This window comes from Methanocalculus pumilus, assembly GCF_055382585.1.
Genome location: NZ_AP042393.1, coordinates 426,324 through 451,795, shown reverse-complemented (window position 1 = coordinate 451,795; position 25,472 = coordinate 426,324). Strand labels below are relative to the sequence as shown.

General features: G+C 51.4%; 31 protein-coding genes and 2 tRNA genes. 18 read left to right on the top strand and 15 right to left on the bottom strand.

From position 1 onward, the window contains the following. Positions 1-4 precede the first annotated feature (4 nt). Positions 5-1,543, bottom strand: coding sequence for an AMP phosphorylase (locus ACZ44I_RS02380; protein WP_464549084.1), 1,539 nt, complete (start codon positions 1,541-1,543; stop codon positions 5-7). Positions 1,544-1,602: 59 nt separating this feature from the next. On the opposite strand from ACZ44I_RS02380, the gene ACZ44I_RS02375 reads away from it, so the two are divergent. Continuing rightward, a complete protein-coding gene (locus ACZ44I_RS02375; protein WP_464549086.1) occupies positions 1,603-1,995 on the top strand; it encodes a type II toxin-antitoxin system HicB family antitoxin in 393 nt (130 codons plus the stop codon). Positions 1,996-2,010: 15 nt separating this feature from the next. Here ACZ44I_RS02375 and ACZ44I_RS02370 read toward each other — a convergent pair whose 3' ends face one another. Together ACZ44I_RS02370 and ACZ44I_RS02365 are read right to left on the bottom strand one after the other, a co-directional pair. Next, on the bottom strand, positions 2,011-2,202 hold the full coding sequence (locus tag ACZ44I_RS02370) for a hypothetical protein (protein WP_464549088.1): 192 nt from the start codon (positions 2,200-2,202) through the stop codon (positions 2,011-2,013). A gap of 180 nt (positions 2,203-2,382) precedes the next feature. Beyond that, positions 2,383-4,884, bottom strand: coding sequence for an MEMAR_RS02690 family S-layer glycoprotein (locus ACZ44I_RS02365; RefSeq protein ID WP_464549089.1), 2,502 nt, complete (start codon positions 4,882-4,884; stop codon positions 2,383-2,385). Positions 4,885-5,265: 381 nt separating this feature from the next. Here ACZ44I_RS02365 and ACZ44I_RS02360 point away from each other — a divergent pair, with 381 nt between their 5' ends. Both ACZ44I_RS02360 and ACZ44I_RS02355 read left to right on the top strand, forming a co-directional pair. Then, positions 5,266-6,012 carry a thymidylate synthase gene (locus tag ACZ44I_RS02360; protein WP_464549091.1) on the top strand — a complete coding sequence of 249 codons (747 nt, stop codon included), beginning with the start codon at positions 5,266-5,268 and terminating at the stop codon, positions 6,010-6,012. Positions 6,013-6,208: 196 nt separating this feature from the next. Continuing rightward, positions 6,209-6,281: transfer RNA gene (locus ACZ44I_RS02355), tRNA-Gln, on the top strand. Positions 6,282-6,771: 490 nt separating this feature from the next. Here the strand turns inward: ACZ44I_RS02355 and ACZ44I_RS02350 are convergent. The 5 genes from ACZ44I_RS02350 to ACZ44I_RS02330 all read right to left on the bottom strand — a co-directional run bounded on the left by ACZ44I_RS02350 (position 6,772) and on the right by ACZ44I_RS02330 (position 9,148). Then, positions 6,772-7,245 (bottom strand): nucleotidyltransferase domain-containing protein, encoded by a 474-nt coding sequence (locus tag ACZ44I_RS02350; RefSeq protein ID WP_464549093.1) that lies wholly within the window; start codon positions 7,243-7,245, stop codon positions 6,772-6,774. 83 nt (positions 7,246-7,328) lie between these two features. Beyond that, positions 7,329-7,481, bottom strand: a complete 153-nt coding sequence (locus ACZ44I_RS02345; RefSeq protein ID WP_464549095.1) for a hypothetical protein — start codon at positions 7,479-7,481, stop codon at positions 7,329-7,331. Positions 7,482-7,691: 210 nt separating this feature from the next. Continuing rightward, entirely contained in the window at positions 7,692-7,913 is a 222-nt protein-coding gene (locus ACZ44I_RS02340) for a hypothetical protein (protein ID WP_464549097.1), read from the bottom strand. Next, positions 7,888-8,349, bottom strand: coding sequence for a PIN domain-containing protein (locus ACZ44I_RS02335; RefSeq protein WP_464549099.1), 462 nt, complete (start codon positions 8,347-8,349; stop codon positions 7,888-7,890). The genes ACZ44I_RS02340 and ACZ44I_RS02335 overlap by 26 nt, the downstream gene beginning before the upstream one ends. A 73-nt stretch (positions 8,350-8,422) precedes the next feature. Further along, positions 8,423-9,148 carry a DUF1614 domain-containing protein gene (locus ACZ44I_RS02330; RefSeq protein WP_464549101.1) on the bottom strand — a complete coding sequence of 242 codons (726 nt, stop codon included), beginning with the start codon at positions 9,146-9,148 and terminating at the stop codon, positions 8,423-8,425. 370 nt (positions 9,149-9,518) lie between these two features. Here ACZ44I_RS02330 and ACZ44I_RS02325 point away from each other — a divergent pair, with 370 nt between their 5' ends. Both ACZ44I_RS02325 and ACZ44I_RS02320 read left to right on the top strand, forming a co-directional pair. Continuing rightward, entirely contained in the window at positions 9,519-9,845 is a 327-nt protein-coding gene (locus tag ACZ44I_RS02325) for a nucleotidyltransferase family protein (protein WP_464549103.1), read from the top strand. Beyond that, positions 9,838-10,203, top strand: coding sequence for a HepT-like ribonuclease domain-containing protein (locus ACZ44I_RS02320; RefSeq protein ID WP_464549105.1), 366 nt, complete (start codon positions 9,838-9,840; stop codon positions 10,201-10,203). Before ACZ44I_RS02325 ends, ACZ44I_RS02320 begins: the two co-directional genes overlap by 8 nt. A gap of 19 nt (positions 10,204-10,222) precedes the next feature. On the opposite strand, the gene ACZ44I_RS02315 is transcribed toward ACZ44I_RS02320, so the two are convergent. Together ACZ44I_RS02315 and ACZ44I_RS02310 are read right to left on the bottom strand one after the other, a co-directional pair. Then, positions 10,223-10,861, bottom strand: a complete 639-nt coding sequence (locus ACZ44I_RS02315) for a fibrillarin-like rRNA/tRNA 2'-O-methyltransferase (RefSeq protein WP_464549107.1) — start codon at positions 10,859-10,861, stop codon at positions 10,223-10,225. Beyond that, positions 10,858-11,724, bottom strand: coding sequence for an NOP5/NOP56 family protein (locus ACZ44I_RS02310; protein ID WP_464549109.1), 867 nt, complete (start codon positions 11,722-11,724; stop codon positions 10,858-10,860). The genes ACZ44I_RS02315 and ACZ44I_RS02310 overlap by 4 nt, the downstream gene beginning before the upstream one ends. A 54-nt stretch (positions 11,725-11,778) precedes the next feature. Between ACZ44I_RS02310 and ACZ44I_RS02305 the strand changes: the two genes are divergently transcribed. Further along, positions 11,779-12,705 carry a calcium/sodium antiporter gene (locus ACZ44I_RS02305; RefSeq protein ID WP_464549111.1) on the top strand — a complete coding sequence of 309 codons (927 nt, stop codon included), beginning with the start codon at positions 11,779-11,781 and terminating at the stop codon, positions 12,703-12,705. On the opposite strand, the gene ACZ44I_RS02300 is transcribed toward ACZ44I_RS02305, so the two are convergent. After that, on the bottom strand, positions 12,702-13,922 hold the full coding sequence (locus ACZ44I_RS02300) for a tripartite tricarboxylate transporter permease (protein WP_464549112.1): 1,221 nt from the start codon (positions 13,920-13,922) through the stop codon (positions 12,702-12,704). The genes ACZ44I_RS02305 and ACZ44I_RS02300 overlap by 4 nt on opposite strands. A gap of 62 nt (positions 13,923-13,984) precedes the next feature. Here ACZ44I_RS02300 and ACZ44I_RS02295 point away from each other — a divergent pair, with 62 nt between their 5' ends. The 3 genes from ACZ44I_RS02295 (at position 13,985) to ACZ44I_RS02285 (ending at position 15,691) form a co-directional block, all read left to right on the top strand. Then, a complete protein-coding gene (locus ACZ44I_RS02295; RefSeq protein WP_300334046.1) occupies positions 13,985-14,671 on the top strand; it encodes a uroporphyrinogen-III synthase in 687 nt (228 codons plus the stop codon). Further along, positions 14,668-15,576 carry an RNA-guided pseudouridylation complex pseudouridine synthase subunit Cbf5 gene (locus ACZ44I_RS02290; protein WP_464549114.1) on the top strand — a complete coding sequence of 303 codons (909 nt, stop codon included), beginning with the start codon at positions 14,668-14,670 and terminating at the stop codon, positions 15,574-15,576. Before ACZ44I_RS02295 ends, ACZ44I_RS02290 begins: the two co-directional genes overlap by 4 nt. A 31-nt stretch (positions 15,577-15,607) precedes the next feature. Then, a tRNA-Ser gene (locus ACZ44I_RS02285) sits at positions 15,608-15,691 on the top strand. Positions 15,692-15,878: 187 nt separating this feature from the next. Here the strand turns inward: ACZ44I_RS02285 and ACZ44I_RS02280 are convergent. Then, on the bottom strand, positions 15,879-16,916 hold the full coding sequence (locus ACZ44I_RS02280; protein WP_464549116.1) for an RNA-guided endonuclease InsQ/TnpB family protein: 1,038 nt from the start codon (positions 16,914-16,916) through the stop codon (positions 15,879-15,881). A gap of 1 nt (position 16,917) precedes the next feature. Beyond that, positions 16,918-17,319 (bottom strand): IS200/IS605 family transposase, encoded by a 402-nt coding sequence (gene tnpA, locus ACZ44I_RS02275; protein WP_460373997.1) that lies wholly within the window; start codon positions 17,317-17,319, stop codon positions 16,918-16,920. 199 nt (positions 17,320-17,518) lie between these two features. Between tnpA and ACZ44I_RS02270 the strand changes: the two genes are divergently transcribed. After that, positions 17,519-18,676 carry a Fic family protein gene (locus ACZ44I_RS02270; RefSeq protein WP_464549118.1) on the top strand — a complete coding sequence of 386 codons (1,158 nt, stop codon included), beginning with the start codon at positions 17,519-17,521 and terminating at the stop codon, positions 18,674-18,676. Positions 18,677-18,802: 126 nt separating this feature from the next. On the opposite strand, the gene ACZ44I_RS02265 is transcribed toward ACZ44I_RS02270, so the two are convergent. After that, the gene (locus ACZ44I_RS02265; RefSeq protein WP_464549120.1) at positions 18,803-19,204 is read right to left on the bottom strand and encodes an ArsR/SmtB family transcription factor; all 402 of its coding nucleotides are present in this window, start codon (positions 19,202-19,204) and stop codon (positions 18,803-18,805) included. A gap of 255 nt (positions 19,205-19,459) precedes the next feature. Here ACZ44I_RS02265 and ACZ44I_RS02260 point away from each other — a divergent pair, with 255 nt between their 5' ends. From ACZ44I_RS02260 to ACZ44I_RS02230, 7 genes are read left to right on the top strand one after another with little or no spacing between them, the layout of a single operon-like run. After that, positions 19,460-20,530: a permease gene (locus ACZ44I_RS02260; RefSeq protein WP_460374002.1), complete on the top strand. Its 1,071-nt coding sequence runs from the start codon at positions 19,460-19,462 to the stop codon at positions 20,528-20,530. Between the two features lie 6 nt (positions 20,531-20,536). After that, positions 20,537-20,797 (top strand): hypothetical protein, encoded by a 261-nt coding sequence (locus ACZ44I_RS02255; protein WP_464549122.1) that lies wholly within the window; start codon positions 20,537-20,539, stop codon positions 20,795-20,797. Beyond that, positions 20,794-21,030: a thioredoxin family protein gene (locus ACZ44I_RS02250; RefSeq protein WP_464549124.1), complete on the top strand. Its 237-nt coding sequence runs from the start codon at positions 20,794-20,796 to the stop codon at positions 21,028-21,030. The genes ACZ44I_RS02255 and ACZ44I_RS02250 overlap by 4 nt, the downstream gene beginning before the upstream one ends. A 2-nt stretch (positions 21,031-21,032) precedes the next feature. After that, the gene (locus tag ACZ44I_RS02245) at positions 21,033-21,467 is read left to right on the top strand and encodes a putative zinc-binding protein (RefSeq protein ID WP_464549126.1); all 435 of its coding nucleotides are present in this window, start codon (positions 21,033-21,035) and stop codon (positions 21,465-21,467) included. Positions 21,468-21,499: 32 nt separating this feature from the next. After that, positions 21,500-22,579 carry an ACR3 family arsenite efflux transporter gene (gene arsB, locus ACZ44I_RS02240; protein WP_464549128.1) on the top strand — a complete coding sequence of 360 codons (1,080 nt, stop codon included), beginning with the start codon at positions 21,500-21,502 and terminating at the stop codon, positions 22,577-22,579. Beyond that, positions 22,576-22,983 (top strand): arsenate reductase ArsC, encoded by a 408-nt coding sequence (locus ACZ44I_RS02235; protein ID WP_464549130.1) that lies wholly within the window; start codon positions 22,576-22,578, stop codon positions 22,981-22,983. Before arsB ends, ACZ44I_RS02235 begins: the two co-directional genes overlap by 4 nt. Before the next feature lie 2 nt (positions 22,984-22,985). Continuing rightward, entirely contained in the window at positions 22,986-23,342 is a 357-nt protein-coding gene (locus ACZ44I_RS02230; protein ID WP_464549132.1) for a putative zinc-binding protein, read from the top strand. A gap of 22 nt (positions 23,343-23,364) precedes the next feature. On the opposite strand, the gene ACZ44I_RS02225 is transcribed toward ACZ44I_RS02230, so the two are convergent. Beyond that, a complete protein-coding gene (locus tag ACZ44I_RS02225; RefSeq protein ID WP_464549134.1) occupies positions 23,365-23,790 on the bottom strand; it encodes a universal stress protein in 426 nt (141 codons plus the stop codon). A 221-nt stretch (positions 23,791-24,011) separates the two neighbouring features. Between ACZ44I_RS02225 and ACZ44I_RS02220 the strand changes: the two genes are divergently transcribed. Further along, on the top strand, positions 24,012-25,466 hold the full coding sequence (locus ACZ44I_RS02220; RefSeq protein ID WP_464549136.1) for a SulP family inorganic anion transporter: 1,455 nt from the start codon (positions 24,012-24,014) through the stop codon (positions 25,464-25,466). Positions 25,467-25,472 lie beyond the last annotated feature (6 nt).

Here is a 25,472-nt window from a genome sequence, read left to right as displayed (position 1 = left end):
CCTATTAGTGCATCGGTGTCTGCCAGCGGTTCCCCGGCACCCGGTCGATCAGCATTCCTTCAACAGCTATCGGCATGAGGCGGCGGCCTTCTTCAAGTGCCTTCTGGAGCCGCCATCCGCGGTCTGCATAGATGGTGAAGATCGGCTCTCCCTTCTTCACGTGCTGCCCCTGTTTCTTATGGAACAAGAGCCCTGCGCCGTGATCGTGCGGGGCGCCAGCTGCGCGCGCAATGGTGATCAGCGCCCGGTTATCCATCTCGATAACGTACCCTGTTTCGGGAGCATTGATGCTGAAGGAGTGATCACCGGGCAAGAGATCCTCAGCTGTTACACCGGGATCACCGCCCTGAGTCTCGATCACCTTCTGCATCATCAGATCGGCTTTGCCAGATGAGAGGAGGTCAAGTGCTGCCTCTGTTCCAGTGCCATACTGCACCTTGCCCGCCATCTCAAGTGCAATCCCTGCGATTGCGGCGCTCTTCTGGATGAGTGATTCGGGACCTGAGCCTCCTTTTAAGACGGAGAGTGCTTCTGCGACTTCAAGATTGACGCCGATAGAGTGGCCGATTGGAGTCTCGCCATAGGTGAGTGCGCACTCGACTTTCATCCCGAGCCGATCCCCAAGTTCCATGAAGTCGCGGGCGAGCTTCCGTCCCTCCTCAACAGTGGTGACTTTGGCATCCCTGCCAACGGGGATGTCGATGACGACGAGATCGGCGCCGACTGCGAACTTCTTTGCCATCACCGAGGCGAGCATCTGGCCATGGGGATCGATCTTGAGCGGGTATTCATAGAGGATGATCTTGTCATCTGCGGGGGCGATGTTTGTGGCACCCCCCCAGACGATGGCGCCCCCGACCTTCTCGGTCATCTCCTGTAGCTCAGATCCGGTGAAGGTGACGGGAGCGATTGCTTCCATCAGGTCAGCTGTCCCGCCTGCGCCGGTGATCGCACGCGAGCTGGTTTTTGGACATTTCAGGCCCGCTGCCATGATGATCGGAACCACAAGCAGGGTGATCTTGTTTCCTGGGACACCGCCGATTGAGTGTTTGTCAACGATCGGGTGCGAGGCAAAGGAGAGCTGTTCACCGGTTGATACGGTTGAACGGGTGAGATACTCGATCTCGTCCATATCAAGACCGTTGATGTAGGTACCGACCAGGTACGCACTGATCTCGCCGGGGGAGAGGGTATCGTCGACGATCTCCCGGACGATCGACCGGGTCTCCTCCATTGAGAGTTTACCGCCGTCCATCTTCTTCTTGATGAAATCAATCGAGGCAGGCCTCCCGACAGCCCGGATCTCGAGTGGTTCGCCCCCTTCAAGGGCGAGCCGCCGGTTCGTCACCTGGTAGACGCCGGCTGTTCCCTGTGGCAGCAGGGTGGCGGTTGTTGTTACAAATGCCTGGGCGGCGGTCTTCTTCTCTTCATTGATCACCTCGACGCGATCCCCGTCCAGGACCCCGATGGTGCGGGCGTCGTCCCGGTTCAGGAGGATGCCCCGGTATTCGATATCAAGCACTTTTCCAGAGAGACGAACCATAGATCACACTATCCTTTGAATCTTTCCGGTAGTAACCGGCATATGATAAGAGGATCTGGTTGGCGAAAGGGATAAGGGTTGCCGGAAGAAGGATTTCCGGGTTTGGGCGGGAGAGTGGGAAGTGTCAGGGGAGATTTTTGAGGAGAGAGGAGGAGGAAGATTGGAAGAGGAGGGGTGAGGGAATGATCCGGCATTGCCATAATGGCTTAATAGTGCTGGATGCAATGCTTCAATCAGGAGAGTTGGATTGTTTTATGCCAGAGACACATCTTCGCTATACCGCAACTATGGAAAAGAATGAAGACGGAGGATATACCGTAACAGTACCCCTTCTTCCGGGATGTATACGTGAAGGATCAAACTGGGAAGAGGCATTACGTCATATCGAGGAGGCAATTGCCGGGTATATTGAAGTTGCCGGAAAGCCTGGAAAAGCTATTCATGTAGAATAACCCGCTTTTGCTACGTTAATTGGACAACAAAAGCTCCACAAGCTCTTCTCTCTCCTGAATACACCTGATATCATCAAGGAGACGCCGTTTCTTTTCGTGCTCGATCATCTCTTCAATAACCCCGGAGAGCGTCATTCCGGGTTTACGCAGATGAAGGAGATCTTCTACGATATCCTCCCTGAGAATAATCTGTTTTGGAGCCTTCATGAGAATAGTGAAATATGGTTTTCAATCAGGGATAGTGATTCCGGTAGGAGAACAAACGCTGAAGAGATCCCACAAAGAAAGAAACCACGAAAAACGCAGAACTACAGTTTAACAAGAGAAGAGCTATCGCTCACCTGTTTTGTTCTGACAAAGAAAAAGAAAAATTAGGGTTGGTTAGGTTTAGTCCCTGCGAAGAACGAGGAACGCTACCGCACCAAGTCCTGCAATCGCTACAAGCGCACCAAATCCGGGTGATGCCGGGGTTGCCGGAACTTCGGTTGCTGGTGGCTGGGTTGCCGGTGGTGTGGTTGGCACCGGGGTTGCAGGTGGCTGGGTTACCGGGACAGCTTCAAGAACATTGAAGTTGGCGGTTGTTGAGGCATCTGCTTCGATTGATTCAACGGTGACGATATACTCGTCAGCTTTGAAAGCGGAGGCATCAACTTCGAATGACCAGGTGTTGTAGCCTGCATCGCCCTTCATAACCTTTACAGTTCCGGATGCACCTGAGAATCCAGTTGCCTGAGTCTTCTCGGTTGGCTGGAATGCAGAGGAGGTGACTTCAACGAGGAGATCGTTGTCAACACCAAGGTTTGTGGTTCCTGTGATGGTGAAGGTCGAACCAACGGTCTTGTCGCCGATAGTGTCGACCCGGATCCATGGCTCTTCAACGAGGAAGGTCAGCTTGGTGTAGGTGTCATCGACATTCGGGTTGTTCAGAAGCTGAATGAGCGCTTCTGCTGCATCAGATCCCTGGAGACGGCCTGGACCAACAACCGGGAAGTAGTCAGTGGATGCAATACCTGCTGCGGGAACAATTCCGAGCATTGTTGCATAGGTTCTTCCTACAACTGAGACAGTATCTTCAACAACATCGAAGCGGTTGTTGCCCATTGGGTGCTGCACAACGACGAAGTACTGGCCGGAGGCCATGGCCGTGGTTGCTGCACTTGTCAGCTCATACTCGAAGCTTGAATCATCTTCGACGGTCTGAGTGTCACGAACATAGAAGTTGCGTCCGAGAACCCAGATTGCAACACCCGGAGAGGGGTTACCTTCTGCATTACCGCGGATGAACAATTTGTCACCCTTTGCGACTGAGGACTGCGAGGCAGTTGCTGAGACGAAGCCCTTGCGGATCACAACTGAGACGGTTTCGTACTTGTTGTTTGCAAGGTTGTTCTTGTCTCTTGAGTCGGCAACGGCGTAGATAGTGTAGGTGCCAGCATCAAGTGCAAGTCCGGAGGTGTCCCACTTGTACTCCCATGTGTCGTCACCCTTTACATTGCGGACGACAAAGCCGGTACCAGTTCCAAGAGCACCATCAACGACGGCAACTGCCGGGTTTGTCAGCTGTGCACCATTGTTGGCGAGGTTTGGACCGGTGATGAAGAGGTACACATTGGATGAGTCAGTGTTGGTACCTGAGAGGGTTACTTCTTCGCCGATATAGTAGCTCCGGTCACCTGATGCGGTGATGGTAACTGCACCCTTCTCGACACGGACCTTTACTTCATCGTAGTCACCAGAGGGACCAGGTGCTACATAGCGGTCTGTCCGAATGGTAAAGCTCTGATCTTTGGTCGTCTGGGCTGTTGAAAAACCAATAGTCCTCTTTCCAGAGGTATCGGTATTCACCATTGCATAGAACGGAGAGCCAGCTACAAGACCACCTGGAACATCTGCTCCAACAGTCTGGGCTGCGGTGAAACTATATGCACCAGCATTACGACCAGCAGATCCTGCACCTGTATCAAGACTAACACCCTGCTGTCCAGCTTTGATCTGTGGGGTTTCAGGTGGAAGGAGTGTTGAGGTTCCCTTCACCCAGAGGACATAGTTGGTGCTTGGACGACCCTCGATTGTTACAGCGAAATCGTTGTTGCGGACAACGGTGTCCATGTTTGAGGTGATGACAAGATCATCATCTGAAATGGTGATCGAATAGGTCTTTGAAATGGTCTTGCCTACGACATCATAGTTGTCGTTCATGCTGTTTACATTACAGTCAACCTTAAATGTGTAGGTACCACGTGGATAGTTCGCATTGCCAACATCCCAGACACCTGTCGAACCGACAGCACCAGTAACGATGAACGGGTTCGAGTTGACAATTATTGCTGAAACAGGAATTAATGCACCAGTGTCATCAACAAGTGAGGTATAGACGTTACCGCCGGGTCCTGTGACACGGACGCGAACTGTTGCTCCAGTGGTTACCGGAGCAGTAGTACGCTGGGTGAACGCATCAAGGTTGGTGTCGATCCTGAATCGAAGGACATCAGTTCCTTTTACGACAGTACCGTCATTCTTAATGTCACCAGCAACATCGATGATCTTAACATCGAGTGCCGGATCAGCAACAATGAATGCAAGTGGCGTACCTGCTGCCTGACGGTACCATGCACCAACCTGCATGCTTGGATCTACATAGAAATTCGCTGGGTTCGATACAACAATTGTTGCTGACGGAGCGCCAGTACCGGGGGTAGATCCTGCGGCATACCAGCCGAGGGTGTCACCGGCAACAACGCCGGTAGCAGCAATATTGATCCCCTCTTCACCACGGAAGACAGTGTCACCTGCTGCTGCGATGACGTTGTCAGCCGCTGCAGCCGGGAGCACTACAACCATAGCGAGTGCAAGGAACGCAATAAGTGCGATCGTTAATCTCTTAGTCATTAATTATTTCCTCCTTTTGTTCAGTTTGAACAATTCAATTACCTTACAAGCACAGATGACGACCTTCGACATATGCCGAAATCGGTTTCAACGTGCTGCATACTCCGATCAACGGAATATGCTTCCTTATTAGATGTAGACTTAATATATCCTTTGTGGTCGGGCGCGTTTTTAAGAAGTCATAATGAAAAACAGGGCGCGGGCAATCGAGGAGAGCCGTAAGATCTGACGAGTTTGATCACCGGGATCTCCACACAACAGATCATCTCTCCATCTGGATAGAAAAGGGCGCTGGTATACTTGCAAGAACATACCGAAAGACACCCCCCCAAACACTCTATCGCACTATTACTATCTACCCCCCGCACCATTAGTATGATCATGAAGATCATCCGTGCTGCAAGCCTTGGCCGTGCCCACGAACTCATCATCAAACACATCCTTGAGAAAGGGAGAGAGCGGCGAACCGAGAACGGCGAGGAGACACTTGAGACTGACGAGATTGCACTCCGGGTGGAGAATCCGCTTACTGAGCCGATGGCAAGCGGTCAATCGCGGTTCAAAAAGGCTTTTCTGGAGAGCTATGCAGACGGCCTGATCAATGGATCAGATTCCGTCTTTGAATATGACTACCATTCCCGCCTCTTTGACTGGGGGCAGGGGCTCAAACTCAAGGAAGGCGACATCCATGCAGACCAGATCAGGTACATTATAGAGAAGCTAAAGAATGAGCCGGTCAGCAGGCGGGCAGTCGCTGTCACCTGGAACCCTGCAATTGATGAAACACTCAACGACTGCCCCTGCCTCCAGCTGATCCAGTGCGTCATCCGGAAGGGGCAGGAGGAGGGAGATGCCCCGCTCCTTGATATGAAGGTCATCTTCCGATCAAACGACATGCTCTCGGCAGCTGGTGCTAATATGTATGCACTGGCACGCCTCCAACAGTCTATTGCAGACGCAGTCGGCGTGCCAGTTGGAGCATACACCCATATCTCGCTTGTCCCGCACATCTATTATAAGAGGGATGTTGCCGACATCCCCCCGTTCTGTGGAGAGGGAACGCTGATCCGGCCGCAGGAAACTGTCTGTGCAGCATGCAGGGGATGCCGGAGAGCTGATGAGATATAACCCATTTACTGCCTTTTCTTTCAGATTATTGCTATAATCCTGCTTTTTTGTTCATTCCTCAGAATAGAATCTCATTGTGTGGATTTCATGCGGGATACAGGATCACTTATTGAAGAAAAACTCCCTGAAGACCCCACCGGACCGGGGATTTCCGTCAGGTTCATTAATCATCAGGAATCACATATTATGGCACAATAGTCCGGTAGTGTAGCGGTCAATCATGGGGGACTCTGGATCCCCCGACAGCAGTTCGAATCTGCTCCGGACTACTTCTTTCTTTTCGGTTAGAATCTTTTTCAAATAATGCCCATTCTGCCCTTTTCACAACACTTCAGGAAGCCCTAAAATAGCTTTCATTATATCCATAATAACGAAATTCACCCCTATTTTTAAGTTTTTCAATTGATCAGCGGGATACAATACTGCTTTGAAACAAGAGAGAATCTACACCCATGAATCCATCCAATCGATCTGCGATAAACCATATACGAGTTTATGAAGAGAAGAGAATGAAAGAAGAGAATGAAAGAAGAGAATGAAAGAAGAGAATGAAAGAAGAGAATGAAAGAAGAGAATGAAAGAAGAGAATGAAAGAAGAGAGAATAGAAGATACAATGAAAACACAAGAATTACAGAAAATCGAAAGGCTATCAGAGCCAGATGAAGGATCACAAGAGATTTTTCTGAGTTCGATTATTGAACAATTACCATCTCAGCCAATACACCCTGAGCAACAAACTCATCAATATGGTGATATCCTCATCCTTTCACCGGTGAAATACACGCCTTATCCATCATCTCAAACATCGGAAGCAGATCAAGATACTGTGTCAGAACATCTGCCTCAAAAGAGATCCGTTCATCCTCATCACGGGCAAAAACAAGTCGGCCGCTCCGTACCACCTCATAGAGGAAGCGAACGGGAGCACCATTGAGAAGACGAAGATCAACCTCACACCGAGGAGTAATACGTTGTTCTATAACAGAGGCAATTCGCATACCATATTTGAAGTACTCATAGGGTTTTCTCTCCCCTGACACCAGAACCCCAATATTAATATCATTAAATCGATTGCTTTTCAGAAATGAGCCGAAAATATACACCACAATAACATCAGCAGTGAGTTCCAGGTCGCAAGCGAAGACTTGAGCGATCTCACCGATAATCCGTTCCCTCGCCCGCTCATCCAGATCATGTCTACCAGAATTACCCTGTTGGGAGAGTGATGTCATACGCAATACTTCTTCAACATACTATTATCGGAAGCCATATTAATATAAGCCAGAAAATATCGAAATCACTCCAGTGATTCGCCTCATTCAAGCCCCAGATCACGCTTCAGCTCTTCATGGGTGACGAACCCACCCCGTTCAATCTCTTCCAGTGAATCCCGGATTTCGGCAATCTCCTCATCAGTGAGAGTTTCATCATCCACTTCACTCTCAATATTAACTTCAGCTTGAAGCATATAGGCAGTATTTCGCACCATAACAAATAAATTTTCAGTAACAGGAAAGATTATACCCTGAAGGGTGACCCGGCTTTCATCCCTGGCCCGATAACCAGGGTCTCCCCGTTCCACCCCCTCCAACCCGTATGATAAACTCAAAAGATCAGGCCATGAGAAAACAATTGTCCTGAATGAACCTTCATTGGTCAGCGGAGAGCCATAATAGAACTATGGAGAATCATCGGACTCGGCATCCCCCTGCATCTCAACAATCTCAGCGTATATTTCCTCAAGATCCTCACTAAGCCACTTGTTTCGCTCCTCCGTATAATCCCCTTTCCCATGATCAAACATCTGAAGGAAACGTATCATATCCACCGGACCCAGGGTTTTATAGAGAGCCTGAATCCCTTCGACATGGATCTCATGCAGCGTTTTCACTTTCATCATCCACCACCCCCTGATACCATTGAGCAGGATTAACAACCTTTACTGTAGAGATATCACTATACCTACTCATAATGTTTTTCAACTTATCATCTGTAGTTATAAAAACATCTACACCCGCACGTTCAGCACAAGAGAGATGTAATGCATCAAGGGCTTTTATGCCATACCCCATGAATAATTCAGCCCTTTTCTTAATTGCCCCATCGACCATAATACAAATATCTGCACGATCCCTAAGATTACTCAGATATTGATTTTTTTGACCATCAATAATTTTTGAAACCTCATAGATAATTGCATAACTCCATATCAATGTCCAATCAACCGAACAGCGATGAAGTATAGCAATAACCGCCTCACTCTCATACCTGATTCGCGGAACAAGCTGATCATCAAAAGGTCGGCATAGACAGCAAACATCAAGATATATTTTCACAGTAAAACCCCATTATGCCAGTAATTCATCCCCCATTCTGGATTAATGATTCTCTTAATACCAAGCCCCCCATTCACGCCAGAAATGCAGCGATAATCCCGGACAGAAAGATCCCGTCAAACGTCCCGGCACCCCCGATCGAGACAATAGGCGCCCCGAGAGATCCGATCTTCCTGAGATTTAAGAGATCAGCCCCAAGAAGTGTTCCGACTGTTCCGCTCACATAGGCAATGATGGCGGCATTCAACCCAAAGCCACCGGCAAGCAGGATCCCGCAAAAAAGAGCAGCAAGCGGCGGCAGGAAGAACGGCGTCCCTATACCGACACCGGGGATCAGCCGTGCATACCGGTTGACGACGAGAGTAACAGCAAGAGCTCCCACACAGGCGAAGGTGAAGAGCCGGAGATCACCCATCCCGATAAGGGCGTAAAAGAGGAGATACACCGATATAAGGACAGGAATCACTGCACCGCCGAGATTCACCGCCACCTGTGTCACCCTGGCAGGCGGCTGCACCTTATACATCCCATCATAGAGTGAGGGGGCAAACTGGCGCCCCTCAGGACGCCTCAACACATCAGGCGCCTCTTCCCGGATCGTCGTCACCGGGATATTCACCAGGCTCCCGATCAGGATCAGCAGGAGAAGCCCGATCGCCTGGAACCACGAGAACCCGAGGTTTGTCAGGGCACCTCCGACAATACCGAGAAGTAGAAGCGGCATTAAGAGGATAAGTGCTCCAAAGAGGATGATCACCATCAGGATAGAGAAGGGATTGAAGAATACATATCGGGGCATTGGCAGACGATCCTTATAATTTGTATAATCCATTCTCTTGCATCAGCAGTATTATTAGAGTATCGATGGAGGCGATAGGGCTGTACCCGGAGATTGCCGGAGTGCAGGCTTTTCTTGAGAGGATGAAGCAGGGCGGGATCCAGCCAGACACCACCACCATAAACCCACATGCAGTTTATTGGCGAAAATGCAAACCTGAGTAAGACCGCTCTTTTTTGTAGAGATTTGAACCCTAAATCCATAAATACAATTCAGAAAGCCGTTAAAAGGAACAAAACAGACAACTGGGAGAGAGAGATCTCCATGTAGCAAGAATCATTATCATGCACAAGATCATATTTACCAATAATCCATAGGAGAGTGATGAGTGATGCCACAAAGACCAGAGGATATACCCAAAACATGGACGGTTCACTCCATTATCCAGAAGATCCAGAAAGCCAAGCCCGATTTACAACGGCGTTACCCGATAAAAGAGATAGCCATCTTTGGATCATTCGCACGAAACGAACAAACAGAAGAAAGTGATCTTGATATCCTGGTGGCATTTGAAAGACCCATTGGCTGGGATGTCGTCGACCTGAAAGACGAACTCGAAGATATCCTCAACAGAGACGTCGATCTTGTTCTGAAAGGCGGCATAGCCACACGGCCACGCCTGATGAGCTATATCGAAAAGGATGCCATATATGCCTGAGCGTGACCTTTTAATCATCTTAGATGATATCCTTAAGGCTATCAATCTCATCGAACAATATACCAACGACCTCTCTATCGGAGAATTCCAAAAAGATACAAAAACCAGAGATGCAACTTTACGAAATCTGGAGATTATCGGTGAAGCATGTAAGTTGGTCCCTGAAACCATCAAGGATAGGTATAACGAGATCCCATGGAAGAAAATAATCGGTCTTCGAAATATTGTACTTCACAAATATTTTGGGGTGGATCTTGATTTGATATGGTATATCATCACTATTCAACTCCCAGAGCTAAAACATGAAATATACCTCGTAAGAGATGCTATCAACAATAACACAGGAAATCTCCCTTAATCTAAAAAAAAAGGCATTATCAGACTGAATCTTTCAGACATCCAACACCACACACAATCGCTGCATGGTCATGATGATACGGCTCAAGCCAGCAGGTATTCAGGATAGAAAGCCCTGCACCTTCCAAACGCTCGATCGTCTCGGCAAAGACCTCTTCCGGCGTCCTCCGGATATCAACAGACCTCGTCTTCAGCATCAGAATCGCCGCAATCCCGCCATCGATCCCGGCCCCCCGCTTTAGAAACGGCAGGTGCTTAATCAGAATCCCCGCCTGATCGGGCTGGGCAACATCCTGATACAGCAGGTCAACCTCTTCCAGAAACGGCGCATATCTGTCCGGGCGGGTTGCATCGCCTGCGATCGGAACAATATTTTTCCGCTTCTCTGCAACCACCAGCAGATCCCGCAGGGGCCGTGGAGCAAACTCAACCGCATACACACAATCCACATAATCGGCCACATGCGAGACAGTGGTCCCGTTTGCAGCACCAAGATAGAGGACTTTCATTTCCGCCGCAAGATCCAGAGACTCATCCAGCATACAGAGGGCGGCAAGCTTTGAACGGTAGGGATCCCAGACCCGGTACCCTTTCACCATCCGCTCATTATAGACCCCGCCTGCACCCGGCGAGACGAGTTGTCCATCAATTCGAATCATTCAGATCCACCACCTGCAATTCCATCAATCAACGCCTGTGCCGACGAGAGGAAGCCGGGATCCGCCTCCCCACGATAGAAGTCGATTCTGGCCGCAATCGCAAGCTTTGCAGCAAGCACCCGGGCAACCCTCCCCCGGATCTCGCGGGGAGCATTATGCACCCGGCGGTGCTGGAAGATGATCCCGTGTTTTGGGGAGGGCGAGTTCCCCCGGATATGGGAGAAGAGTGCGGCCTCAGCCCCGATCACCTGGACAGAACTGCCGGGCATCCGGGCAAGCTTCTCAAGCCCCCCGGCACGGGCCATGATACGTGCCGCAACAAGGCCGCCGACAAGCTCGCTTGTGTTTGGGATCACCAGTGCCGCGAGCCGTGAGACATCAGCGGCAAGTGATGTCCGGGCGGCAATCAGCCCTTCAAGCTCATCAGCCATTCCTCGCAGGGGACGGGATCTGCTCCGCCTGATCTTCGGAAGAACCCGCCTCACCGAACCCTGCCTCCCTTTCTGTGAGAATGCCGGGTTCGTCACCTGGTACCATTCAACCAGCCGCTCGGAGAGGAGATTGATCACCTCATCCAACTGGTCGAGCATCCTGACCATCTGGAGGAGTTCTGCATCCTTCCCCGATGCCGCCGCCTCGATCACCCCCTGTGCCTGGAGAATGGTGACCTCCCGGAGCTGCCGGATATATGCAGCACGATCAGGGAAGATGCCGCTTCCTTCGATCAGAGCGGGCGTAAGAGGGTGGTATACCTGCATATTGGTCTTTAATGACTCCACCCTCGCCAGCAGCTCAGCCGGTGACCCGCGGGAAGGAACAAAAACCCCCCCATCATCTACGCTCCCGCACCAGTACTCCGTCATTGCAGAAGAGATGATACCTCAGCACCTATATATCCGGCGACCGAATCTTTGGGTATGATCATCGAGGCGGCACTCTTTGTAGTCGGCATCATACTCCTTGTGAAGGGTGCGGACCTCTTTGTCGGCGGGGGGAGCGGGCTCGCCTCACGGTTTGGGATCACCCCGTCACTCATCGGGTTCACTGTTGTTGCATTCGGAACCTCGCTGCCTGAGTTCGTCGTCAGCATGAATGCAGGCCTGACCGGCAACCCCGAAATCGCAACCGGAAACATCATCGGGAGCAATATAGCCAATATCGCGCTTGTACTGGCGATCTGCGGGTTGCTCAACCCCCATGCACTCAACAGGCATGATCCTGCCAACAGCGGGGTGAAGAGACAGGCTCTGATGATGCTTGCGGCAACCGCCCTCTTTGTTGCTTTTGGATGGTCCGGGACCCTCTTCGTACCAGCAGGAGCCATATTCCTGATCGCATTTATCCTAATCCTGAGATCACTCTGGAGAAAAGGCAGGATCGAGGGGGAAATACCCATTTTGGCAAAAGGCAGCCTCGATTATATCCTGACTGCAGGAGGGATTATCGCAGTCATCATCGGCGCACAACTTGTTGTCACCTCCGCTGTCGGAATTGCAACCGCCCTTGGGATCTCTGCTTTTGTGATCGGGATGACCATCGTCGCCATCGGCACCTCGCTACCTGAGCTTGCCACCTCAGCCGCGGCAATTCTGAAAGGCGAATCCGGTATCTCGGTTGGCAACCTGCTTGGGAGCAACATCTTCAACCTCCTCTTCGTGATGGGGATCATCGCCCTGATTGTCCCTATCCAGGTAGCAGAAATAGGAGATCTCCTGATAATGGCAGTCTTCTCGGCAGCCGCAATCCCCCTCATCTATGCAGGCGAACGGGTAAAACGCCTTATATCGGCTGTTGTTCTCATCGGGTACTTCGCCTATATCGGGATACTGGCAGGTCTCATCTAAAAGAGTGGAAGCCCAAGAACCGACCAGACGATGATCGGAACCATGATCGCCCCCATGCAGAAGACCCGTTGCACCGAGACCATCGGGGGCACCGTCCCGATTGCGGTTGCAAGCGCGAGGATCAGGAGCCCAAATGGCCCCGTCACAAGAGCGGTCAATGCCACAAGGAAGATGATGACCGTGAGATTCAGCCGCCTGACATTCAGGGCTGCCAGGTACCGTGAGCCTTTTGAGAAGAGAATTGTCAGCGGATACGCAGCCACCGCAGCGAGACAGGCAGCAAGCATGATCCCGGCAAGCGGCGGCAGTTCATCTGTTGCGATTGCCACCATCGCACCGTTCCGGGCCCGCGAAAGGGCATAGAGGGCGGCGATACCGAGGAACGCATTTGCCGTATTCGCCGCACCGGTTGCAAGGATATACCCCCTCCCATTCCGGGTATATGAGATAAATGAGGCAAGTACCGCGTTTGCGGTTGCATTTGAGAAACCGGGCATCCACCCGACGACTGCACCCGCAACCGAACCGGCAGCAGCAGCCCCGGCGATCTCCCGCCGCTCCATCCTGATCCCCCGGTATATCTGCTCGGGGATTGTGCCTGTTGCTCCTTTCAGGAGGATCGGCAGTCCAAAGAGGCCGGTTAAGAGCGGGAGGAGGAGCGGGCTCCCGCCGGGGAGCACCTGCCAGGAGAGGTATGAATAGGCAAGCGTGAATGAACCGAGGATCCCCGATGCGATGAAGACAACAGCCGCCCATTCCGGCGCCTCTGACCTTACCACCAGCACCCCGGCAACCATCAGCAGGAGCAGGCCGATCCACCAGTCAAGGTACGGCTGGAGCGGAGGCAGGAGAGAGAAGAAGAGCGGAAAGAGCAGCAGCCCGAATGCGGCACCCGCAGCAGATCCAAGTGCCGAGATCCGGACCGCCTCCTCACCAAGCCCTTTCATGCAGAGATCATGCGCAGGCAGCACCGCAATCGCAGTATCTGGATCGGGCACGCCGAGGAAGGTGGAAGGAACTGCATCAAGGAAGGTATGCGTGATCAGGGTTGCTGTGACAGATGCTGCAAAGACGGCAGGACCAAAGAGGAGAAGGAGTGCCGGATGCACCCCGAGCAGGATACCTGCCATCGTGTTTGAATGGATCCCCGGCGTACACCCACTGATGGTACCGAGTACCACACCGATTGCCGCTCCGATCAGGATCCCATCCATCATGCGAAGATGAAGGTTGAACCAGAGAAGACAAGAATATCATGCATCCGTCCCTATAGAGATCAATGATCATTGCGATAACCAGGCTTCCGGAGAAGGCAGGCAGGGATCGGGCTACCTGTGAGCAATACGGCCATTCCTGCCGGATTGTCTCACCTCTGGCTGCAGATGTCTATGACAACCAGATCCAGGCGTTTGTGCTGGAGGCAAACCGCGGCGCCTTCGACTGCATCTTCTTCACCAGCGCGCTTCCTGCCGAGCGGATTGCCCCGCTGCTCGAAACAGATGCCCGGATCATCGCAATCGGACCCCAGACTGCCCGGATGCTGGAGAAGGAAGGGCTGAAGGTCGAAACGCTCCCCACATACTATTCCCGGGATTTTGTGCCCTACCTCGGCGACTGGATTGAGGGGAAGGCGATCGGCATTCCCCGTGCCGATGTCCCAAACCCCACCCTCATTCAGGGCATTGAAGATGCCGGAGGCACGGCATATGAGTACCGGTGCTATGGGCTTGTTCCGACGCATACACCACTTGACACAGATGGGGCAGATGCGATCCTCTTTACAAGCGCAAACTCATTTCTGATGGCTGTCTGGGAGAAGAATGCAGATATCATCCCGATTGCAATCGGGGATATCACCGCAGACGCAATGCGGAAAGGGGGAGTGGAGCCGGCGGTTATCGGTGACGGATCTCTTGCCGGAACCCTTGAAGCACTGAATACCTACCTGAGAGTGAAGAGATCATGACCGGAGACAAACAGACCACCATACAGTCAGGAATAGTCATCATCGATAAGCCGCCCGGCCCCACCAGCCACGAGGTTGCCGCCTGGGTGCGGGATATCCTCGGTGTCAGTACCGGGCAGGGAGGGACCCTTGACCCGATGGTCTCCGGCATCCTGATCGTGATGCTTGGAAAGGCTGCCAAGATCGCAGAGCATCTCCTCGCCCATGATAAGGAGTATATCTGCCTCCTGAAGCTGCATGGCGATGTAGCCGAAGACGAGATCCGGGAGGTGGTCAGCAGCTTCTGTGGCAGGGTCTACCAGCGCCCCCCACGCCGGAGTGCTGTGAAGCGGGCGCTCCGTATCAGGACACTCCATGAGATCGAGGTGCTGGATATCGAAGGGCGGCTTGTCCTCTTCCGGGTGCGGTGCGAGGCAGGCACCTACATCAGAACACTCTGCGTCCATATCGGCCTCGCACTCGGAGTGCGGGGGCAGATGGTCGAGCTCCGGCGCACACTCTCGGGAGGATTCGGAGAAGCAGATGCACATACCCTCCATGAACTTGCAGACGCAAAAGCCGCAGCAGATGAAGGGGATCCAGAACCGCTTAAGCAGATGATCCTCCCGGTGGAGCGGGCAGTTGCCGATCTTCCATCGATTACCATCAGGAGTTCTGCCGTTGATGCGATATGCCGGGGCGCACAGCTTGCAGGCGCCGGGGTTCTCTCCTGCAAAACATTTGCAAAAGGGGACACGGTTGCGCTGATGACCGAAGCGGGCGAATGTATCGGCCTTGGCACCGCCCGTATTCCGTCAGAGAAATGCGTGCCAGGGAAAAAAGGCTTTGTTGCACGCCCAAAATCGATCCTGATGGAGCCCGGCAGGTACCCCCGGGGCTGGAAGAAGAAGAGCAGGATTAAGTAATACCCGGAACAATTAATTTACTGCATCTTTTGCTGAGGTAGTCTAGCGGAAAGGCGCGAGGCTGGAAACCTCGTGAGGCGTTTGTCTCTCGGGAGTTCAAATCTCCCCCTCAGCGTTTTGAAATCACTTTTCTGTACAACCTGATCATTCATTCATTATTCACGATCCCCCGCCCTTTCTCAGCCAGACATACTGTTTCTCTAACTCAAGGTATGATACCTTAGGAGAGGAGGAAGACTGCTAAGTCAGGTTAGATTGACTTACATGGCTTTGTGGCATCTGACATACTCCCACGACTAAAGTCATGGGGTTCTGACGTTGCTTAGACATTCTTCAAGCATTGCGTCGTGGGGTATCAGTGCTCCCATCGTGTACATCTCTTTCTGTACACGATCAACCATGCCCTTTTGACGGAGTGCGATATTGAATGCCGCATTCACATCAGCATGATCAACGTGCCCGCAGACCGGACACTTAAACTCCTTTCCTCGCCGTTGACCTCTTCCATCACACCGAGAGCAATCTTGCGAGGTGTATGCTGGATCAATGTAGAGGACAGGAACGCCGAGCAGCTTGGCTTTGTATTCCACAAACTGTTGTAGTTGATAAAACGACCAACTGTGCAGGGCGTATTTGAATGAACGGTGTTGTTTCCTCGTCTTGCGGATACCGGTCAGATCCTCAAATACGAGTGCTGCGTCTTGATCCTTTGCCATATCGACAACCTTGCGGCTAATTTTATGGTTCAGATCCTTGACGATACGGGACTCACGATCTTTGATCGCTTTCAGTTTGCGGAACTTTCCTTGCTTCTGAAGGCGTTTTCTGATCACGGAGTATTTCCGGTGCGTGTGGATTGCCTTCTTACCAAGTTTCTCGATCTTTCCGGTATCAGGATTCGCTGCTACCGCCACATGCCCCGTAGTGTTCCGATCAACCCCGATAAACTGTCGAGGTATCATATCCGGTTCTTCCAAGACGGTACATGACACATAGGCGTAGTTGGCATCAATCTCAATCTGATTAACCTTCTCGAACTCTGGAAACTGGTAGTTGAGAGTCAATTTCAACGGGACAACCCGGATTGTTCGAGTATCTCGATCCACTTTGATTGACTGTCCCGGTACAACCAGATTGACGTTCCGTACTCGCTTGATTGTCTTCTGGCTTCCATACTTCTTGAGGATCTGGTTTGAGATGGCTGATTTTAATCCAATCTCTTTGACTGCAGCGGACGAACGGCATTTCGGATTTCTAACTGCAAACTCCGCTACAGCAAACGCTTTCTTTAATTCATCGCTTAAATCGCGGTTGTGCCGGAGTTTGTAGGTTAAGATCATGTTAATTCCGCTTCTGGTCTTCGATATATTTTTTCACAACATCTTCAGAGATGTGTCCGCATGATTCAACATAGTAGCTACGAGTCCACAATGACGGCAAACGAGTTCTCAATATCTCGAACTCCTGTCGGAGTGTCCTTGATGTATACCCTTTGAACTGCTGTACGATCCAGTGTGGGCTTGCAGTAGGTTTTGTTTTGACAAACAAATGGAGGTGATCGGGCATTATCTCCATTGTTTCGATGACAACTCCGATCTCATCTGCCTTCTCCCTGAGAAGAACTTCTAACCTGTCAGATACCGGAGATTCGAGAACTTTACGTCGATATTTAGGGCACCATATGATATGGTATCCGATGTTGTATACTGTTGTATCTGAGTGCGTCCACCGTTCTTTTGCCATCCATATAATAATATGAGTGGATAATAGATATTGTTTGTGGTTGGCATTGACGCATTCATCCCACGACTAAAGTCATGGGCTTTCTGCTGCTATGGTCGTAAGTCATGCCTGGTTGCGTTAGAGAGAGGTGTAATCGTCTAAGTCAACATAGGTTGACTTACAAGACACTTTTATAGTATTACACATTGAAATACCACATATGGGAAAATATTCCGATCATCGGGCAGGGGTTTTCGTCCGCCAGAAAGGCGGATATGAAGCCTTTATCCCCCATTCTTTACCCCCCGGGGATCTGGTTTTCGATGAGGGACTTCTCTATCTGTTATCGAAAGCCGACGGAGCTCTGGCCCGCCTTGACGGAGTCACCCAGGTACTCCCAAACCCCGATCTCTTTGTGGCGATGTACATCAAGAAAGAGGCATTGTTAAGTTCCCAGATTGAGGGAACGCAGGCATCACTTCAGGGAGTTCTTGAATTCGAAGCCCATATGCGGCCAAAAGACGACATCAACGAGATACAGGAGGTATTGAATTACATAAAAGCACTTCATCATGGTATAGAGAAACTGGAGTTCTCGCCACTCACTCTGGATCTGATCAATGAGATTCATCGCTTTTTAATTCACGGAACACGGGGATCGCATAAACTTCCGGGTCAGCTACGGCATGTTCAGAACTGGATCGGTCTACCGGGAGGGACGATTCAGGATGCGGTATTTGTTCCTCCTCCACCAGAGCAGGTCCCAGAATTAATGCAGGATCTTGAACGTTTTATCCAGAACGATGATAAAACGCCGAGGCTGATCAAGGCCGCTCTCATTCACGCCCAATTGGAAACAATCCATCCATATCTGGATGGTAACGGAAGAATGGGCCGTTTGATGATCACGTTTTACCTCTGCTCAAAAGGTGTTCTGGCAAGGCCATTGTTGTATCTTAGTTATTACCTGAAGAGATATCGGGAGGATTACTATACACTCCTTAATGGTATCCGGTATCAGGGGAATTGGGAAGCATGGCTGGCTTTCTTCCTTCAGGGAGTCATTGACGTATCTAATAACTCTATTGAAACAGCAAAGAAAATTATCCAGCTCAAGGAGACGCTGATTGAAAGGTTGCTGGAGAACAATATCGGCGGCGTGCATGCGGTAAAGCTGATCGATACACTCTTTGATCGCCCGATCATCACGATCGGGCAGGTGACAGAGGAGTTACGAATAAGCCGCCAGTCTGCAACCAATCTCGTGGGGAAATTTGAGAAAATTGGAATACTGGAAGAGATTACCGGGAAAGAACGATATAAGCAGTATATGTTTGTGGACTATGTCAGGATAATCGAGGAGGGAACACGGATATAACTCTCTTTGAGCATCAATATCCCGCCAGTAGATAATGTATTGGGATCGGAAAGTTTTACCCCAAAACCCGGATAAAACGCCTTTGCATATCTAAATCTATAATTGTACAGACCCGCAGAACCCCCCTCAATCCTTCCTCCTCTCCACCATCCCCTTCACCCGCTCCCCCTCCTCAGTCAGCCGGTAGATGATCCAGGTACCGGACTGCTCCCCCGCGATCAGGCCTGCCTTCTTCAGGATGGAGAGATGGTATGAAAGCCGGGAATCTGAGATTTCGAGAACAGAGCGGATCACACAGACACAGAGTGGCTGTACTGCTAGCAGGGCAAGAATTTTCAGCCTGAAAGGGTCAGCCAGGGCACGGAAGAGGGAGGCGGCAGCCCGGGCTTCATCATCCTCAGGCAGATGGGAAACAAGCCCCCCAAGGCCCCCTGAAGCGTTGAGGGATGCTTCGACCTCCGGCGGAATGCCACATCCCTTTCCAGGCACAGCCACACCACTGCACTCGTCTTTCGGTACGCCTGCCATACTTCAAATGAATATGAAATACCATCAGATAAGCATTTCGAGCGGGTATGAGTTAAGGGAACGCTGATGCCAGCCACAGATATTTCAACATATGTTGAAATAGAAGCCTTTTTATTTCAGAACGACCGATATGATTTCAAGAGGTTTTGAAATAATGAGTTCGTCCATTCCATTCAAACGTAATGTTGCGAACCCCAGACCTCCCGGAGAAAGACAGGATATGATTCAGAGGATGCATTCAGCCAGGAGAAAACCATGATTGACCTCTTCATCGGCTCCCTTATGATGGGATGGACGACACTCGCAGAATACCTCGCTGAGCATGTCGTCACCTGCCTCATCCCGGCGTTCTTCATCGCCGGAGGAATCGCCGCCTTCATCAGAAAGGATGCCATTCTGAAGTACTTCAGCCCGGATGCGCCGAAAAAGATCGCGTACGGGATTGCATCAGTTTCAGGCACTGTCCTTGCCGTCTGCTCCTGCACCATCCTTCCGATGTTCGCAGGCCTCTTCAAGCGGGGAAGCGGGATTGGGCCTGCCATCACCTTCGTCTATGCAGGACCGGCGATCAACATCCTGGCAATTGTGTATACCGCAAAAGTGCTCGGCTTTGATCTCGGCCTTGCACGGGCCGCCTTTGCGATCATTCTTGCTATTGCAATCGGCCTGATCATGGCAGCGCTCTTCAGATCAGATGATGACGCAACAAAGAAGAAGATGGCGGCGATGCCACCGGCACCCGCATCTGAGGAGGAACGGCCTCAGTGGATCGTCCCACTCTTCTTCATCCTCTTAATCGGCATCCTGATCACAGGTACAGCACAGATTGACTGGATGATCAAGTTCCCGATAATCTATGCCCTCACTCTCGGGGTGGCATATCTTCTGATATACTTCTTCCAGAGAGACGAAGTGACCGAGTGGGGATGGGAGACATGGGATCTCACAAAGAAGATCTTTCCGATCCTCCTCATCGGAACATTTGCCCTCGGGATGCTCGCCTTCTTCCTCCCCCCGGAGACTTTCGCGCCATTCTTCGGGACGAACACACTTCAATCGAACCTGCTTGCCTCATTCGTCGGTACCATCCTCTATATGCCGACACTCCTTGAGGTGCCGGTGATCGGAACGACATTCGGATACACATCAGGAGTGATGGCGGGGGGGCCGGCACTTGCCCTCCTTCTTTCAGGACCTAGCGTCAGCCTGCCGTCGCTCCTCGTCATCTCACGGATAATGGGGATGAAGAAGACTATCGTCTATGCAATCCTTGTGATCGTCTTCTCGGCCCTTGCAGGGTTTACCTATGGACTTATTATCGGGTGAAGAGAGATGGCAGAGATGAAAAAGCCATGCTGTGCGGCTGAGGCGATGCGAAGGATCAGGCAGATCGATGTTGGCGGCATAAACGTCGGGCTTACGATGCTTGATGATGCAATTCATGAGGTGGCTCGGATGAACCTTATCAAAGATGAAGAGATTGCAGACGAACTGATGAAAAGATTGAGAATATACAATTATATCCCAAATGCCGCAGAACAGCAGTACCGCTCTGCAACTTTAAGAGAATACACACACGAGGTTAGATTATGAAGATTGAAGTCCTTGGAACCGGATGCATGAAATGTAAACGCCTTGCAAAGAATGTCGAAAAAGCAGTCGCTGAACTCGGCATATCAGCAGACATTGTGAAGGTAGAGGATATCACCGCGATCATGGAGCGGGATGTGATGCTGACACCCGCACTTATGATTGATGGAGAACTGAAGATCTCCGGACGGGTTGCCGATGTGGCTGAATTAAAAGAACTCCTCGGAGGTGCGTAAGAATGGCAGAACAGCCGACCTGTTCATGTGGAACGACTGATGAACTGACCGTTAAACGGATCATCTTCCCTTGCGCGGGAGTTGCAAATGTCGGCCAGATCACAAACGCCGCCGCCATCCAACTCACTGAAGAGGGATACGGCGGGGCAGCCTGCGTTGCGCTCCTTGCCACCGGGGCAGACGGCCTCCTGAAGAATATCGAATCAGCAGATGAGATACTCATCCTTGACGGCTGTCCTGTTCAGTGTGCAAAAACAATTGCAGAAGACCAGAAGATACCCATCAACCAGCATATCATCGTAACCGATCTCGGCATTACAAAAGCCGGATCCAGGGAGTATACCGATGACGATGTTGAGATGATCGTCTCTGCTGCCTGGGAAGGGAAAGGTAAGAGCAGAGTGCACCAGTGCGGATCCGGATGCGGGTGCAGGTGAGACAAGGATAATTGTGATGCGGGGAGACGGCAATGGAGACCAGAAAGCTGAGTACCTTTGAAAAATACCTCACCCTCTGGGTGGGGCTCTGTATCATCGGTGGAATAGCCCTTGGGAGGCTGGCACCCGGGGTTGCCATGACCCTCGATTCTTTCTCCGTATACCAGATCTCAATCCCAATCGCAATCGCCCTCTTCTTCATGATGTACCCAATCATGGTGAAGATCGACTTTGGCGAGGTCATGAAGGCGGCAAAGACCCCAAAACCGGTTGCCCTTACCCTCTTTGTCAACTGGGCGATCAAGCCTTTCACGATGTTTGCGATCGCCACCTTCTTCCTCGGGTACCTCTTCGTCGACTTCCTGCCGGGAACCGAGATCCTCCTTGATGGGAGTGAGGTGTACCTCTACCAGAGTTATATCGCAGGCTGTATCCTCCTTGGAATTGCACCCTGCACGGCAATGGTTTTGATGTGGGGCTATCTTGCAAAAGGAAACCAGGGGCTCACCCTTGTGATGGTGGCAATTAATTCGCTTCTGATGCTCTTCCTCTATGCACCGCTTGGCGGTTTCCTCCTCGGAGTTGCCGCAATGCCGATTCCCTGGGAGACGATCCTCCTCTCGGTTGCTGTTTATGTCGCCCTCCCCGTTGCCGCCGGATACCTGACACGCCGGTGGATTCTGCAGGTGAAAGGAAAAGCATGGTTTGAGACAAAATTCCTCCATTATTTAACACCCGTCTCGATCATCGCCCTTCTTGGAACACTAGTTCTCCTCTTCAGTTTCAAAGGGGATGTGATCGTAGAGAATCCGCTGACAATCCTCTGGATTGCAATCCCGCTGACGATACAGACGATCCTGATCTTTGTCATCAGCTACTTCTTCCTCGCCAGAAGCCTGAAGCTCCCCTATGAGGATGCAGCACCTGCGGGTCTTATAGGGGCATCAAACCACTTTGAGGTGGCAATAGCAACCGCAGTAATCCTCTTTGGGCTCTCCTCGGGTGCGGCACTGGCAACCGTTGTCGGGGTACTGATTGAGGTGCCACTGATGCTGATGCTGGTGAAGATATGCTTACGAACACAGGGACTATTCAGGAGTGATACAGAATGAAAAAAATACTCTTTGTCTGTACCCATAACGCAGGCCGCTCCCAGATGGCTGAGGGGTATGTAAATGCAACGTATAGCGACCGCTACACTGCATTCTCTGCCGGATCAGAGCCGGCTGGCCAGGTGAACCCGCTCGTAATAAAGGCGATGCTGGAGATCGGAGTCGACATCTCGAATGCAAAACCGAAGCTGATCGATGAGTTTGACGGCAACGAAATGGATCTGCTCATCACCCTCTGCGACTCCGGCACCTGCCCACTCTTCCCCTGGGCAAAGGAGACGATTCACCAGACCTTCCCCGACCCAAAGGCGATCTCCGGGACTGACGAAGAACGCCTCGCTACCATACGGGCGATCCGCGATGCAATCACCGGCTGGATCGATAAAACACTCGGACAGGCATAGGAATGGCATATACCATCATCACCTGCTCCGGGATCTCAAATACCGGGAAACTCACCACCCGGTGTGCCGCGAACCTTCAGCAGAGATACGCTAGCGATATCGACTGTTGCATTCCCGCAACACAGGAGACTGAAGCAATCGATGAGGCACTCCGGGATGCAGAAGAACTCCTCATAATCGACGGATGCAGCGACTGCTGTGCACTGAAGAAGATTCAGCATTCCGGGCGACACCCGGATCACCATATCATCGCAACCGAATGTGGGATTGTTAAAAATGGGATGGAAGAGCCGCATTTTTCAGAGATAGAAGAGCTCACTGCGGTTCTTTTGAATAGAATACGGTCAAAAAGGGGATGAACCATCCACCCCTTTATGACATCTACTTTACAATCATTACCGGGCAGGCGGCATGCTGTGCCACCTTCTGGCTGACACTCCCAAGGACAGCCCCTTTCAGTGAGCCAAGCCCCCGGCTCCCCATGACGATCAGCCCGGCTTTTGTCTTCTCTGCGATCTTGATGATCTCTAGTGCCGGGGCACCCATACTCACCTCAAGGGTATAGGCAGTTCCGGAGTTTTTGATATAGTCGAGTGTCTGCCCGGCAACCGCATGAGCATCCTCGATGAGAAGGGTATGGACATCAAAATCTGCCTTCATGATGCGTGACTGTGACGGCGGATTGGGCGAGGCATAGACAACCACCAGTGAAGAGCCGGCAATTTCCCTGACAAGCCCACAGGCAGACTCGGCTGCCCGCCTCGCATTCTCTGAGCCATCTATTGCAAGCAGTATTGTTTTAAACATAATTCCTCCGCGCCGGTATTATGCAGGCCATAATGTGCAGAATATCAGAGCTCCGTGTGGTACCTCAAGGAACGCGAGTCCATAAAACCATGTCGGAGCACCTTCTTTTCCGGATGCAGGATACCTTCAAGTGGAGAGGTAACCATATAAATTGAACTCCCTCAATGAAAAGATACACACGATTCGTCAGAAATTACTGATCAGAAACAAGAGGATATCCCGTGAATTTAAACAATCCCCTTTCTTTCAACGCGCTGAAAAAAACATGGCTCTCGAATATCCGGGGCGATACGCTTGCCGGTATGACGGTTGCACTGGCCCTCATCCCCGAGGCGATCGCCTTCTCCATCATAGCCGGTGTCGACCCGATGGTCGGTTTGTATGCTTCATTCTGTATTGCCGTTGTCATCGCCTTTGCAGGCGGAAGGCCCGGGATGATCTCAGGAGCAACCGGGGCAATGGCACTTGTCATGGTGATTCTTGTCCGGGATTACGGGCTCGAATATCTCCTCGCTGCCACCATCCTGACCGGGATAGTACAACTGGCACTGGGATTCCTCAATGTCGGGCGGCTTGTGAAGTTCATCCCCTATTCTGTCGTTCTCGGGTTCATCAATGCACTCGCCATCCTCATCTTCCTCTCACAGATCCCGTTCCTCATCGGGGTATCCCTTGCAGTCTACATCCTCGTTGCGATCACAATCGCGATCATCCTCATCCTTCCAAGACTCACAAAAGCAGTTCCTCCGGCACTCGTCGCAATCATCGTCGCCACTGTGATCGCAGTTCTCCTGAAACTTGACATGCTCACTGTCGGCGGTATGGGCGAGATCACCCGATCTCTCCCGCTCTTCCACCTGCCAGAAATACCGCTCACCCTTGAGACGCTGCTGATCATCCTCCCTTACTCAATAACCCTCGTCATCGTCGGGCTGCTCGAATCCCTCCTCACCGCCTCGATCGTCGATGAAATGACCGATACACCAAGTGATAAAGACAGGGAAGTTCGCGGACAGGGGCTTGCAAACTGTGTTGCCGGCTTCTTCGGAGGGATGGCAGGATGTGCAATGATCGGGCAATCGATGATCAATATCAAATCAGGTGCAACCGGCAGGCTCTCATCGCTTGTGGCAGGCGTATTCCTGATAATCCTCATCATCGTCTTTGGGGATATCGTCTCGATCATCCCGATGGCAGCACTCGTCGGCGTCATGATCGTCGTTGCCTTCAGCACCTTCGAATGGGATTCGATCAAAACCATCCATAAGATACCCCGTGGCGATGCCGCTGTTATGATCGTCACTGTCGCCATCGTCGTCTATACCCATGATCTGGCAAAAGGAGTTATTTCCGGAGTAATTCTTGCCCTCCTCATCTTCGGGTGGAAGATCTCGGTCATCTCGGCAACCTCGACCATCAGGAAGGATGGCGTAAAGGTGTACCTGATGAAAGGCCAGCTCTTCTTCGGCACCATGTCGGCGTTTATGGATCTCTTCGACTACACAAATGACCCGGAGAGGATTGAGATAGACTTCTCGAATTCACATATCTGGGACCAGTCCGGGGTTGAAGCGATCACGCGGGCGATCCACCGGTACCAGCAGCAGGGAAAATCAGTTTATGTGATCGGACTGAATCCGGAGAGCCAGGAGACACTCGATCGCGGTTTCTCCTGATACGGG

Coding starts and splice junctions, on each gene's coding strand:
- ACZ44I_RS02380 (WP_464549084.1), bottom strand. CDS start 1,543: ATGGTTCGTCTCTCTGGAAAAGTGCTTGATATCGAATACCGGGGCATC.
- ACZ44I_RS02370 (WP_464549088.1), bottom strand. CDS start 2,202: ATGAAGGCTCCAAAACAGATTATTCTCAGGGAGGATATCGTAGAAGAT.
- ACZ44I_RS02365 (WP_464549089.1), bottom strand. CDS start 4,884: ATGACTAAGAGATTAACGATCGCACTTATTGCGTTCCTTGCACTCGCT.
- ACZ44I_RS02360 (WP_464549091.1), top strand. CDS start 5,266: ATGAAGATCATCCGTGCTGCAAGCCTTGGCCGTGCCCACGAACTCATC.
- ACZ44I_RS02350 (WP_464549093.1), bottom strand. CDS start 7,245: ATGACATCACTCTCCCAACAGGGTAATTCTGGTAGACATGATCTGGAT.
- ACZ44I_RS02345 (WP_464549095.1), bottom strand. CDS start 7,481: ATGCTTCAAGCTGAAGTTAATATTGAGAGTGAAGTGGATGATGAAACT.
- ACZ44I_RS02340 (WP_464549097.1), bottom strand. CDS start 7,913: ATGATGAAAGTGAAAACGCTGCATGAGATCCATGTCGAAGGGATTCAG.
- ACZ44I_RS02330 (WP_464549101.1), bottom strand. CDS start 9,148: ATGCCCCGATATGTATTCTTCAATCCCTTCTCTATCCTGATGGTGATC.
- ACZ44I_RS02325 (WP_464549103.1), top strand. CDS start 9,519: ATGCCACAAAGACCAGAGGATATACCCAAAACATGGACGGTTCACTCC.
- ACZ44I_RS02320 (WP_464549105.1), top strand. CDS start 9,838: ATGCCTGAGCGTGACCTTTTAATCATCTTAGATGATATCCTTAAGGCT.
- ACZ44I_RS02315 (WP_464549107.1), bottom strand. CDS start 10,861: ATGATTCGAATTGATGGACAACTCGTCTCGCCGGGTGCAGGCGGGGTC.
- ACZ44I_RS02310 (WP_464549109.1), bottom strand. CDS start 11,724: ATGACGGAGTACTGGTGCGGGAGCGTAGATGATGGGGGGGTTTTTGTT.
- ACZ44I_RS02305 (WP_464549111.1), top strand. CDS start 11,779: ATGATCATCGAGGCGGCACTCTTTGTAGTCGGCATCATACTCCTTGTG.
- ACZ44I_RS02300 (WP_464549112.1), bottom strand. CDS start 13,922: ATGATGGATGGGATCCTGATCGGAGCGGCAATCGGTGTGGTACTCGGT.
- ACZ44I_RS02295 (WP_300334046.1), top strand. CDS start 13,985: ATGATCATTGCGATAACCAGGCTTCCGGAGAAGGCAGGCAGGGATCGG.
- ACZ44I_RS02290 (WP_464549114.1), top strand. CDS start 14,668: ATGACCGGAGACAAACAGACCACCATACAGTCAGGAATAGTCATCATC.
- ACZ44I_RS02280 (WP_464549116.1), bottom strand. CDS start 16,916: ATGATCTTAACCTACAAACTCCGGCACAACCGCGATTTAAGCGATGAA.
- tnpA (WP_460373997.1), bottom strand. CDS start 17,319: ATGGCAAAAGAACGGTGGACGCACTCAGATACAACAGTATACAACATC.
- ACZ44I_RS02270 (WP_464549118.1), top strand. CDS start 17,519: ATGGGAAAATATTCCGATCATCGGGCAGGGGTTTTCGTCCGCCAGAAA.
- ACZ44I_RS02265 (WP_464549120.1), bottom strand. CDS start 19,204: ATGGCAGGCGTACCGAAAGACGAGTGCAGTGGTGTGGCTGTGCCTGGA.
- ACZ44I_RS02260 (WP_460374002.1), top strand. CDS start 19,460: ATGATTGACCTCTTCATCGGCTCCCTTATGATGGGATGGACGACACTC.
- ACZ44I_RS02255 (WP_464549122.1), top strand. CDS start 20,537: ATGGCAGAGATGAAAAAGCCATGCTGTGCGGCTGAGGCGATGCGAAGG.
- ACZ44I_RS02250 (WP_464549124.1), top strand. CDS start 20,794: ATGAAGATTGAAGTCCTTGGAACCGGATGCATGAAATGTAAACGCCTT.
- ACZ44I_RS02245 (WP_464549126.1), top strand. CDS start 21,033: ATGGCAGAACAGCCGACCTGTTCATGTGGAACGACTGATGAACTGACC.
- arsB (WP_464549128.1), top strand. CDS start 21,500: ATGGAGACCAGAAAGCTGAGTACCTTTGAAAAATACCTCACCCTCTGG.
- ACZ44I_RS02235 (WP_464549130.1), top strand. CDS start 22,576: ATGAAAAAAATACTCTTTGTCTGTACCCATAACGCAGGCCGCTCCCAG.
- ACZ44I_RS02230 (WP_464549132.1), top strand. CDS start 22,986: ATGGCATATACCATCATCACCTGCTCCGGGATCTCAAATACCGGGAAA.
- ACZ44I_RS02225 (WP_464549134.1), bottom strand. CDS start 23,790: ATGTTTAAAACAATACTGCTTGCAATAGATGGCTCAGAGAATGCGAGG.